The sequence below is a fragment of the [Clostridium] symbiosum ATCC 14940 genome (assembly GCF_000466485.1).
Classification (GTDB): Bacteria; Bacillota; Clostridia; order Lachnospirales; family Lachnospiraceae; genus Otoolea; species Otoolea symbiosa.
In genome coordinates this window covers 1-11,927 of the sequence record NZ_KE993007.1, presented here as the reverse complement: position 1 = coordinate 11,927, position 11,927 = coordinate 1, and the positions used below count along the sequence as shown (strand labels likewise).

Here is an 11,927-nt window from a genome sequence, read left to right as displayed (position 1 = left end):
CATAACCTCTTTAACCTGCACACTTTTCGACCCTGGACATATTGGCTGATTTGGGGAGAAATGCCTCTGTTCCACATTGGCTCAACGAGCCAGAATACGTGCTTCATGGTATATCTTTCCGAGCAGTGTCTTAAAACCGACACACCGGCCGTCACGGTACGTAACAGGTCTAAGAGATGGCGGGCCGGAGCCACTTGTTGGCATAGGAGTGGGATGTTCACTCTGTTTTGCATGAAAAAGCTGGGAATCCGCTGAACATTGTGGTTGAATCAAAGTATTCCCCTGCCAAAAGCCGGAAAACGCCTTAAAACCATTGGTTTTGGTGAAATCAGCTTTGGCTGGTGGTATAAGTTTATATGAAATACCAGAAAAAGTTATTCAAAAAACAGGGGCCTCCAGCATAACAAATTTGGGCTTTACCACACGGCAGTTTTCTCATTTTCAGCGGTAGTTTTAGAGGCGTTGGGTGGCAGAATACGGAACACTGGAAAAACTGGGTACCGCCGAGCCACCCACGTAAGACACGTTCGACTCTTTAAAATTCATGGCAAGTAAGTTTCCAGTAAGAAAAACGCAAGGGAATCGAAATTGACAGTCACCCAGCCGCTATGTTACAATGGCGCACCCTGGGGGTTTAAGGGGGTGGAAACACACCGGAAAAATCTCAGCAAGATAAAAACACCGGCCACTCCATGATGGAGCTGGTCGGTGTTTTTTCTTTCTGCTGTTATAGGCAGTTTATAAATTTCATGGCCCAGATGCCGTCTTTCATGGTGCAGATCCGTCATTCATTCTTCCTCCGCCATCCGCTTCATAATCTCTTCAGCTTGTGCGGAAACCGATACCACAATGGAACAAATATCTGCTCCATAGATGAAGCACCTTACACAAATCGAAAAAAGAGCCGGGAAAGGACTTGAATCCATCTGTCCCCAAATGCTCAGAGAAAAAGCGTACCCATGTATTAAAAAAGCGACAGCTATGATGCAGAAGCGGTTGCTCTGGTGCTGATCAATATGTTGGATAAGCTGCCGGACGCTATACCGGATGATAAGTATTGGACGCTGGGCCAGTTAGTAAACCGGCGGGATAATATCTGTAGCCATCTGCACAGGCTGAAGAACCAGCTCCATGAACAGCTCTGTATGGCGTATCCCAGCTATAAACAGTTCTTTAGACTTTCTGTCGGGTGGCATCAAGCCATCTGATATTTACCCTGCACGCTTTTCAACACGGATTGTTTATACCAATTTTAGTAAAGCGATTGTATACATTGCCCTATTAGCTCCGATAACTGTTTCATTGTAATTTTTTGAGGTGTAATACGGCGCATGGGGGTCTCGGCGTGTCATAGGGGAAAGAGAAATAACTATTTAGGCAGTCACTGTGTATGTGATATTTCCTTGTCTCAAAACTCATTAAAGGGAAGAACCATTATTGGATTTTGTTCTGACAGTAAGGTTGGAACGGATGCGGGAAGACATTTAGGAGATTAGTATGAATAAAGAATATGTGGAAGAGTTTATTGACCAGATAGAAAAAATAATGAAAGTAAGCGGTGAGGAAGAATATGTTCAAGATGAGGCAGGAGTATATTTAAAGATACCATATTTAAAAAATCTAATTTTAGAGGCTAGAAGATTGATTAAATATGGAGAATATAAAATCGCCTTAGAAAATACTTTGGAGAATCTATATGAAGTATCAATTTCGTTGGATAAAACAACAATGGTCCTAGTTTACCAAGCATTTGACAATAAGATTTGCACATATATGGAGGGGCTTCTAAGCGACCTTACAAAATTCTGATGATTATATGCCCGGCTTTGCCGGGCGATGTCCCAAGAGGAATCCCTTTTTTTAGGCAACGTTGGAATCAGGAACGGAAGTAAGTTCTAAAATTATACCATATTAGATAAAGAAAGATGACATAACACCAGCCCTTTTTATTTGTCCATGATAAAATAAAACCGGAAACATACTCAGCATAGAATCTATCAGGAAGACAATTGCCGGATGATAGGCAGGCTGAAAGAAGAGGTTAGACATCTCTGCTATGAACTATATCATACAAGGGGGAATCGGTATGTACAAAATTGCCATTTGCGATGATTGCCGTGAGGCGCTCAGGGAGATAGAAAAGCTGCTTCGGAGATACATTGAAAAGAATAAAATCAGGGCTGTTGTGGAGGCTTACCAGAGCCAGATGCAGCTGTTGACGGAACTGGAAAGTGGGAGGTATTATGATATAATATTTATGGATATTAAGATGCCGGGAATGAACGGCCTTGAAGTCTTGAAAAGAATACGGGAAATGAATTCGGACAGTCTGTTTATAATCATTTCCTCATACCATCAATATGCGGTCGTCGGTTATGAATTGGATGTATTCCGGTATTTGGTGAAGGGGGACTTGGAAGCCGGCTTTGATCACTGCATGGAAGCCGCCTTAAAAAAGATTAATTCTGATAATCAAAAACATTATTTTATTACTTCTGCGCGTAAGCGAATCAAAATTCCGTGTAAGGATATCATGTATTGTCATAAAGAGTCAAAAATGTCCGTGTTCGTGACAAATTCAGGGGAACTAATCAGAGAAAGAAGAGCCCTTCAGGAGGTATATGAAGGTCTGCAGCGGATAGACGACAGCTTTATAATGGTAGAACGTTCTTATCTGGTCAATATTCATTATATTGAAACGATGAGACAGAATGAGCTATTGCTTGAAAATAATATAATCTTACCAGTTGGACGCACCTATGTGGATGATGTCAGGAAAACGCTGACGGATTTTTGGAGAAAAAGGATATAGCTTCTGTTTCTGGCGAGGGAGCGGCATCAATCGTGGCAGGCTGTGAGCCGGAGATTCCGGAAGTATTGGTACAAAATAAGATTTTTAAGAAGGGGACCGGCACGTGACTGTGGCGTCCCCTTTCTCTCATAATGCACTGAGGCAGGAAGTGATGTGAAAAATCGGAATAAAAGGGGAGCTGTTTTTTTGCCGCCCAATATGATATGATAAGACTGTTTCATGATACTTACGGTGTAATACATATGGGGGATGTTATGAAAATCCGGGTCAGGTATTTTAATAAAAAGAAGTTTATATCCGGCTGCATCCTGCTGATTCTTGGGATATGCATGCCGTTTTTTCTAACCATAAATATGTGGGAAATTCCGGAAAAAGCATATGACGCAATTGTCACACGAGATAAGCTGGAATTGTGGACAGCGGGAATGAAGCTGGGAGCGCTTAATTCGATCCGGGCCTTTCCCCATTATTTCGGGGCGTTTATCATTGCCGAGTCTATTGAGGTGGACAGCGATCATAAGATTACCAAATGGCTGAAATCAGGAATCGTCTTTTGTATTATTCCAATCATTTATACCATCATCAGCAATGTCCACCAGATTAAATATGATTTTGGCATACCTGCCCTGTCATTAATTATTCTGCTGATTCTGCTGGGAAAGAATGATTACAATTACGTGAGCCTGTGGAAGAAAGCCATGCTGATTCTGGTGTTTTTGTCTGCGCTTCAGTTTCTCGATATCATGCCCTGCTTAAAGGGACTGCCTACCGGCAGAGGGGAGATGTCGAGGGATATCAAACTGATAGCCGAATTTCTGGAGATGGAGCCGGAGATGAACGGTACGGTGGCGATCTTTTTCGCGCTGCTTATGTTTATGGGGATCCTTCTGTTCCTGCTCATCCGGGATGAGAATAACCTGAAGGCCATGAATGAGCTGAAAGCGCAGAATGAGAGGATGATTATGGACACAAGGCTCCGGGTGCTGGAAAACCGCACATATCTGGAAATGAGACATCTGGTCCATGATTTGAAGTCGCCTCTGACCTCGGCCCAGGCGCTGGTCGGGGTGGTGCGGATGACCTGCGATAAAAAGGAGATGGACAAGGAGTCGGGATATTTAAGCCAGGTGGAATCGTCGATTGAGAAGATGAGCAGCATGATATCGGAAATTCTCTATGAGAACCACCGGACCCGGATTTCGACGGAGGAAATACTTGATTCGGTTCTGGCCCAGATTTCAGTTTCCGAATATTCGGAGCTGGTACATGTCCATAACCAGGCGCCGGAGAAATATATACATGTGAATAAAATACGGTTTTCAAGAGCGCTGATTAACCTGATTGAGAACTCTTTTTATGCCCTGGCGGAGCAGGGGGGAAGGATTGATTTGGATGTCAGCACCGTTATTTCCGAAGAGGAAGAATCGGTCTGTTTTAATATATCAGACAATGGAAAGGGAATTGACGGGGACACGCTGTCGCTTATCTGGGAACGGGGATTTTCCACCCGCAGCTCCCATGGTCTGGGACTCAGCTTTGTTAAAAAGGTTGTGACGGATTCCGGGGGAACGATAGAGATTGACAGCGAGATTGGAAAGGGGACGAGCATTGAACTTTTGATGCCGGAGGATAAGGAGGAGCAGAATGAGCAGCAGGGAGATTAAAATTCTGTTGGTTGACGATGAAGTGGAGATACTTTATGCGCTGAAGGCGGTGATTGAGACACAGGGCTGGACCGGGCTGATTGCCCAGAACGTGAAACAGGCATTGGAAATCTATAAAATTGATTCGCCGGATATAATTCTGATTGATTACCATATGCCGCATATCAATGGGGTGGAGGGGGTAAAAATGTTCCGCAGGCAGGATCCGGACATACCGATCATCGTATTCACGATAGATGAGGATCAGGGCGTCGCGGATAAATTCCTGGAAGCGGGAGCCAGCGATTTTGCGACGAAACCGATTAAGGCTCCTGATATTATCTCAAGAATACGTGTCCATATCAGGCTGATGGAGAGTAAACGGACGGAGAAGAACGATAACTGGCCGTATCTGGTTAAGGGGATTGGCAGTTCCACGATGGAGCTGATTAAAGATGCCATGAGCGGTGAGATGCAGTATCTGACGGTTGAGGAGATTTCCGGGAGGACGGGGCTGGCCTACCAGACAACATACCGTTATCTTCAGTACCTCACCACGCTTGAAAAGGTGGATGTGAAGAGCAGTTACGGAAAAAAAGGGAGGCCAAAACAGAGCTACCGGCTGATTTGAGCTGTTTAATATGGTGGAAAAAGAGTTGTTTTAGCGTGAGTTTATAGATAAAATCACGAAAAAACAGCTCTTTTTTTGTATATTTCAACGAGAGATAAATAAGAGAAAAAATAGAAGTTTCAAGTTGCCTATGATACTATGATTTTAACAAAAACATAACACAGGAGGGTATCATGAAAAAGAAAGCAATTGTAGTTTTAATGTGTGCGGCAATCTCTTTAGCGGCAGCGGGCTGCGGCCAGAAAGCGGCTCCGGAAGGCGGGCAGGCGGTAACAACGGCGCAGGCGGCCGGTGATGCGGCACAGGAGCAGGCAGAGGTGCAGGGCCTGACAGAGGCCATCGCAGAAGAGCCGGTGCTTCTGACATCGGCAGGCCAGAGCGCGGATTATGAAATGGTAAAGACGATGCTTGATAAGAATGATATTAAGTGTGAAAAGAACAGCCTGGCCACGTCGGCCGATTTAGACGGCGTTAAGACGCTGATGCTGGCAGTGGGCGGTTCCTCCAAAGGACTCGGAGCAGCGGGAATCGATGCAAACGGCGAATTGGAGCGGGTAACTGAATTAGTTGACGCGGCAAAAGAAAAAGGAATTATCGTGATTGCGGTACATGTCGGCGGAGAGGCAAGACGAGGCGAGCTTTCCGATAAATTCATCGCTCCCAGCCTGGAAAAAGCGGATTATGCAATCGTAGTTGCAGACGGAGATAAGGACGGACTTATGAAAGGGATTGCGGCTAAAGCGGGCATTCCGTTTGACGAGGTCAGCAGTATGGCCGACGTGGTTCCAAAGCTTGGCGCCGCATTCAAATAAACAGTCCGGGGGGTACATATGAGCATCGAATTAATTATATTTTTAGCCATGGTAATTACGTTCGTGGCAGGATGTTTTCTTTTGAAACTTCCTGTAAGCCTTTCCATGGTGCTGGCGGCGGTAATCGGCGCTCTGACGGGAGGCTACGGCTTTCCGCTACGTCATCTGATAGAGGGCACGTTCTCTTATGTGGATACGATTCTCGTTATCACGACGGCAATGATTTTTATGAAGGTAATCCAGGAATCAGGGGCGCTTGACGCGCTGTCCTCACTGATCATTAAGAAATTCCACAAGACGCCGTCGCTTCTGGTCTGCCTGATTATGCTGGTGATTATGTTTCCCGGCATGATTACGGGTTCCTCCACGGCAGCAGTGCTTTCAGCCGGTTCGATTATGGCTCCGGTGCTGATGCTGATAGGAATTCCGCAGCTTGAGACGGCCTGTATCCTGGCTATGGGAGGCATCCTGGGTATGATAGCGCCGCCGGTCAATATACCGGCCATGATTATCGGAGGCGGAATTGACATACCTTATGTCGGTTTTGAACTTCCGCTGGCGCTTCTGACATTTCCGCTGGCATTTATCTTTGCCCTGATGTTCGGCCTCAAATATGTGAAAAAACTGGAATACGATGTAATCCGGGAAAAGCTGAATCAGGAGCCTGGAGAGAAATTCGGGTTTAAAATCTATATTCCGATATTCGTGGCGCTGATTCTCATGGTGGTGAATAAGACGATGCCTTCTCTTCCCAACCTGGGGATGCCGCTGATTTTCATGATTGCTTCCGTGACCGGCCTGTTTACCGGTTACAAAATCAATGTGGCAAAGGTGTGCAAGGATGCTGTTAACAGCGTGCTTCCTGTTCTGGGTATCCTGATGGGAGTCGGAATGTTCATCCAGATCATGACGCTGACCGGTGTCCGCGGATTTATCGTGACAACCTGCCTGAGCCTGCCGGACGGCTTCTTATATGTGGCGATGGCGATTACGATACCGCTTTTCGGAGCCGTGTCCTCCTACGGATCGGCCTCTGTCCTTGGAGTTCCGTTCCTTCTGGCATTTCTGAGCAAAAACCAGATTATCACCGCTGCGGCAATCTCGCTGATCGCATCCCTTGGAGATATGATGCCGCCTACGGCTCTGGCCGGAATCTTCGCAGCTCAGGTGGTGGGCCTTGATAAATACACAAAAGTGCTGAAAAAGTGTATGATCCCCTCCCTGATGATCATTGCATGGGGAATTGCCTTTATTCTCCTGGCAAATTCACTGGCGCCGTATATTGTGATTAAATAGAGGGGGAGGGAACCGGGTATGATTACATTGATTTACCGAGGAATTATAGCAGTTGTTTTAATATTTACCATTTGGAACCTGTTCGACGAAGAGAAAATCACGCTTCAGGCCAACGCGGCGCTCGTAGTGATTCCGCTTATTTTAAGATTATTGATGATTAAATAGGGAGGCAGACATGAAGAAAAATCATATAACAGCGGCTGTCTGCCTTGCGGCAGCGCTGGCTGTGACCGTGGTGACAGGATTAAATTTTGCGTCACTCAAAGATCTGGGCGAGATTAAGCCGGGAGACGGAGTGACAGGGACAAAGATGCTTTCCGAATATTTTGACGGAATAAAGGGAAGCAGTATGGACACAGAAGTTTACATACTGGAGGGGGAAAAACCGGGAGGAAAAGTCTTAATCCTCGGCGGAACCCATGGAAATGAACCGGCAGGCTATCTGGCTGCCATCACATTTATCGAAAATGCAAAGGTGGAGGAGGGAACCGTCTATGTAATTCCCTATACAAACCGGAGCGGGATGACGCACAATGACCCGCAGGAGGCATCCCCACAGTACCTGAATATCACGACGCCCAGCGGTGTCAGGAAATTCCGGTATGGCTCCAGGGCCTCTAATCCGGTGGATCAGTGGCCGGATCCGGATGTCTATGTCCACGCGGCATCGGGCCAGCAGCTTTCCGGCTCGGAGACAAGAAACATTAACAGGGCCTATCCAGGCAGACCGGACGGAAACCCCACGGAGCAGGCGGCTTATGCAATCGCTGAGCTGATCCGGGCGGAGGATATCAACGAGACGTTCGATCTTCACGAGGCATCACCGGAATACCCGGTTATCAACGCCACCGTATCCCACGAAAAGGGGATGTCGCTGGCGGCGGCCGGTATGATGGAGCTGACTCTGGGAGGAATCCAGATGTCACTGGAGCCGTCTCCGGTCAATCTGCACGGACTGACCCACAGGGAACTGGGCGACTATACGGATACGATTCCGCTGCTGATGGAGACGGCTAATGCGTCTCAGGGACGTCTGCGCGGAGCGACAAATGAGGCTCTGGCTCTCACCGGAAAAGATAAGGCATATGTAAAAAGTGCGAAGCTGGGATTTCTCTATGTTCCCTACGACGAGAACGGTCATCCGATTGAGGAGAGAGTTGGAAGACACCTTCAGGGTGTGATTGAATATACCAATGCCTACAGCCAGTTGTATCCCGATAAACCGGTGGTATTTTCCGGGGTTCCGACCTATACGGAGCTGTTTCTCAGCTCAGACGGGACGGATCTGGGGGGAACGAGACTGGGAAGCTATCTGAACTAGACGAAACGGCGGTACGGTGAAATGTTGGTTTCACCGCCGGATTATAAAAAGAAGCCTTTCACAATGAGACTTTTTATAGAAAATAGGAGGAAATGGATATGAGAAAGAGAAGTTTAGCGCTCCTGTTAACGGCTGCACTCGTGACGTCCATGTCTGTAACGGGCTGTCAGAAGGCTGCGCCGACAGCGACAGAGGCTGTTACGGAATCGGCCGTTCAGACGCAGGCGCCGGAAGAAACGGAAGCGGAAACGGAAAAAGCGGAGGAAGAGGGCTGGAAACCTTACGACGAAAATGGCCAGATTAAGAGAGACGACCGCGACGGAAACGGCAAAAACGGTGTGGTATCGACCGGTAAGTATGAGGCATCCAAAATTGGCGCGGATATTATTGAGGCCGGCGGCAATGCTGTGGATGCGGCCGTAGCCGTTGGCTTTGCGCTCGGTGTATGCGAGCCTCAGTCATCCGGTATCGGCGGAGGCGGATTTATGTTGATCCATTCCGCGGATACGGGTGAGAATGTTTTCGTGGATTTCCGTGAGCCGGCTCCGGCAAAGGCAGAGCCCGGTATGTGGCCGGTTGACGAGGAGGGTGAACTGACCGATGATACTAAATGGCTGGGAGGCCCGTCCGTCGGAGTACCGGGAGAGGTGAAAGGACTGCTGTATGCTCTGGATACTTACGGTACAATGACCAGAGAACAGGTCATGAATCCATCCATTAAAATGGCTGAAGAGGGGTATGAGGTATCGGCCGTATTGAACAGGGACATGATGGAAGAGTTCGAGGTTCTCACCCGCTTTAAAGCCTGCGGCGATATCTATCTGAAGGACGGATATCCATATTCGGTAGGTGATGTGATTAAAAACCCGGATCTTGCAAAGACGCTCACGATGATCCGTGATAACGGAGCCGATGCGTTTTACAAGGGAGAAGTGGCCGAGGCTATGGTCAAAGCGGTTCAGGAATCGGGCGGAATTCTGACAATGGAGGATTTGGCCGGTTACGATATCAAGCTCAGAACTCCGGTCAGCGGAACCTACAGAGGCTATGAGATTCTTTCCTCCCCGCCGCCTTCATCCGGCGGAACAACAATCGTGGAGATTTTAAACATTCTCGAGAACTTTGATGTGAAGGGAATGGGACATAATTCGAAGGAGCATCTGCATGTATTGACGGAAGCAATGAAGATGGCATATAAGGACAGAGGATTCTTTGCCGCCGACACTGATTTTATCGAAGTGCCCCTGACAGGAATGGCTTCAAAAGAATATGCGAAGGAGCTGGCTTCCCAGATCGACCTTGAGAAGGCCCAGGTCTTTGAACACGGTGATGCATGGGCCTATGAGTCTCCGCAGACGACTCACTACTCCATCATGGATAAGCAGGGCAACATTGTTGCAGTGACAAAGACGGTTAACTATGTATTCGGCTCAGGCATTGTTCCGGAGGGATACGGATTTATCATGAATGACGAAATGGACGACTTTGATGCTGAGGTCGGCACGGCCAATGAAGTACAGCCGGGCAAGAGACCGATGAGTTCCATGTCCCCTACCATCATTCTGAAAGACGGCAAACCGGTTATGACAATCGGAGCCCCAGGCTCTCAGAGAATTATCTCCGGAGTTGCCCAGGTTATCTCCAATGTGATTGACTTTGACATGGACATTCAGGACGCCATCTCAGCGCCGCGAATCCATGCAGGCTCCGACTGGACGACCAGCGACGAGACGATCATGATTGAGACACGGATTGACAAGAATGTAATAGAAGGCCTGAAAGCCATGGGCCACCCGGTCCTGGAAACCGGAGACTGGATGGATTATCCATGCGTACAGGCTGTAGAGATGCTGCCGGACGGAACGCTCCGGGGCGGTGCGGACCCAAGGCGTGACGGAAAAGCTGTGGGATATTAATTGAGATCCGGAGGACGCGTCCGGAACGGACAGCGGCCGGTGTGGTGGGACGCGGATCCTGCCGCTGCCACTACGCATTTCCAGTGAAAAAGAACAACTGTTATAAAAGTGAAGTATCAAAAAGGGATTTTCGTGAAATATACGCACGAAAATCCCTTTTTTGGTGCTGCAGCAAGCTCCCACCCAGCTTAAGACGTGAGACAACCAGCGGTCGCAGGCCAGAGGACGGGCCGATACATCTGGCGGAGCCTTTCGTCCCGCCGATAACCTTCCTTTGGGGCGGAGGGGAAGATCTAGTCTGCAGATGCCTTTGGAATCCATCGCTGATTAGCGAGACCTTGTCGAGCTTAGCAGCGCGAAGCGTGTTATTGTTTGCAGAACCGTGTTTTTCAACGGGGCTGTGAGCAATAACAGAACGTGCTCCGCAGACTAGATCTTCCCTGCAGCCCCAACACGTGACAGCCCTTCATCGGGACGAAAGACTCATATAACCAACTCCATCACCCCGTCCGCCAGCCTGCGGCAGCGTCCTCACGACTTAAATAATCATTCCATCGAATAAAACTTAAGAATCCGGTGGACGACAGCCAGATGATTTCGGATGCGCATGTCCGGCTCATCCTCCTGTGAGACTTCTACCGTGATGGCGGGAATGCCGAGTGTCTCAGTCACGGTCCGGTTCAGGCTGCCCTTCGGTGTTCCGTTATAGCAGGTAAAGGGGGCGGAGGTATTAAGCGAACCGTCCTGGGATTCCAGCAGGAGGTCGAAAATCAGCCCGTCAATATTCTCTGAATCTGTGATAATCAGAGAGTTTCCCAGAAAATCCCTTCTATCCCCTTCGCGCGACGCCTCATGGAGATCGATGACAAGATCAGGGGAGTATTCAATGATTTTTTGATAGATGGAAGCGGCCAGTTCATCTGTCAAATCTCGTTTTTTGCCGCCCGGAAAAGAGCGGTTTAGATCGCGGTACAGTTCTACGTTACGCTCTCCCTTTCGGCTTCCCGGTGCATTGGCAGGGGAGAGGACGATCAGGGTACCGGTCTTTGGCTTTACTTTCTTTAGCTTGTCCGCGGCCCTCCATCCGGAGGTTTCATCCCCATGGATGCCTCCGACAACCAGAATGGTATTTCCGGGGACGCCGCTTTCCATAATGGTGAAGGAGGTCTCAAGGGGAGTATGCTCCATGATAAGTTCTGTTGTTCCGGCCGGCTTCCGGCACAGATAAAGAATGACTGTTAATAAAAACAGAGCCGGCAGCACAAGCCGGAGACGGCCTCTTTTTTTGTGTTCAGACATATTGTGGTTTCCTTTTCCATCGGGGGTTCTTAAGAAAAGTATACAACAGGGGAGGTAAAAAAGATAGCGTTGAAAAGAAGGAACGGGCTGAGCAGGTGAGGACGCCGCCGGTACGGCCAGCGGACGGGGTGGTGGGGTGTGTGTATGAGTCTTTCGTCCCGGAGGAAGATTGTCGTTGTTTGGGGCTGCGGGCGAAG

General features: G+C 48.3%; 11 protein-coding genes. 9 read left to right on the top strand and 2 right to left on the bottom strand.

The annotated features are described in order from the left end of the window. Positions 1-1,073: 1,073 nt before the first annotated feature. Positions 1,074-1,196, bottom strand: coding sequence for a hypothetical protein (locus tag CLOSYM_RS23695; protein WP_272154771.1), 123 nt, complete (start codon positions 1,194-1,196; stop codon positions 1,074-1,076). Between the two features lie 301 nt (positions 1,197-1,497). Between CLOSYM_RS23695 and CLOSYM_RS18535 the strand changes: the two genes are divergently transcribed. The 9 genes from CLOSYM_RS18535 to ggt all read left to right on the top strand — a co-directional run bounded on the left by CLOSYM_RS18535 (position 1,498) and on the right by ggt (position 10,431). Beyond that, positions 1,498-1,809: a hypothetical protein gene (locus CLOSYM_RS18535; RefSeq protein WP_021643320.1), complete on the top strand. Its 312-nt coding sequence runs from the start codon at positions 1,498-1,500 to the stop codon at positions 1,807-1,809. 277 nt (positions 1,810-2,086) lie between these two features. Further along, positions 2,087-2,812 carry a LytR/AlgR family response regulator transcription factor gene (locus CLOSYM_RS18530; RefSeq protein ID WP_242828702.1) on the top strand — a complete coding sequence of 242 codons (726 nt, stop codon included), beginning with the start codon at positions 2,087-2,089 and terminating at the stop codon, positions 2,810-2,812. A gap of 242 nt (positions 2,813-3,054) precedes the next feature. Beyond that, positions 3,055-4,476, top strand: a complete 1,422-nt coding sequence (locus tag CLOSYM_RS18525; RefSeq protein WP_169728247.1) for a sensor histidine kinase — start codon at positions 3,055-3,057, stop codon at positions 4,474-4,476. After that, positions 4,457-5,086 carry a response regulator gene (locus CLOSYM_RS18520; RefSeq protein WP_021643315.1) on the top strand — a complete coding sequence of 210 codons (630 nt, stop codon included), beginning with the start codon at positions 4,457-4,459 and terminating at the stop codon, positions 5,084-5,086. The genes CLOSYM_RS18525 and CLOSYM_RS18520 overlap by 20 nt, the downstream gene beginning before the upstream one ends. 173 nt (positions 5,087-5,259) lie before the next feature. Further along, positions 5,260-5,898, top strand: coding sequence for a DUF6305 family protein (locus tag CLOSYM_RS18515; protein WP_003505881.1), 639 nt, complete (start codon positions 5,260-5,262; stop codon positions 5,896-5,898). A gap of 18 nt (positions 5,899-5,916) precedes the next feature. Beyond that, positions 5,917-7,194 (top strand): TRAP transporter large permease subunit, encoded by a 1,278-nt coding sequence (locus tag CLOSYM_RS18510; RefSeq protein ID WP_021643314.1) that lies wholly within the window; start codon positions 5,917-5,919, stop codon positions 7,192-7,194. A gap of 18 nt (positions 7,195-7,212) precedes the next feature. Next, positions 7,213-7,359 carry a hypothetical protein gene (locus CLOSYM_RS23090; RefSeq protein WP_021643313.1) on the top strand — a complete coding sequence of 49 codons (147 nt, stop codon included), beginning with the start codon at positions 7,213-7,215 and terminating at the stop codon, positions 7,357-7,359. 10 nt (positions 7,360-7,369) lie between these two features. After that, entirely contained in the window at positions 7,370-8,515 is a 1,146-nt protein-coding gene (locus CLOSYM_RS18505) for a succinylglutamate desuccinylase/aspartoacylase family protein (protein ID WP_021643312.1), read from the top strand. A gap of 98 nt (positions 8,516-8,613) precedes the next feature. After that, a complete protein-coding gene (gene ggt, locus CLOSYM_RS18500; RefSeq protein ID WP_003498128.1) occupies positions 8,614-10,431 on the top strand; it encodes a gamma-glutamyltransferase in 1,818 nt (605 codons plus the stop codon). Positions 10,432-10,977: 546 nt separating this feature from the next. Here ggt and CLOSYM_RS18495 read toward each other — a convergent pair. Further along, complete coding sequence (locus tag CLOSYM_RS18495) at positions 10,978-11,730, bottom strand: M14 family metallopeptidase (protein WP_021643310.1); 753 nt, start codon at positions 11,728-11,730, stop codon at positions 10,978-10,980. Between the last annotated feature and the right edge of the window lie 197 nt (positions 11,731-11,927).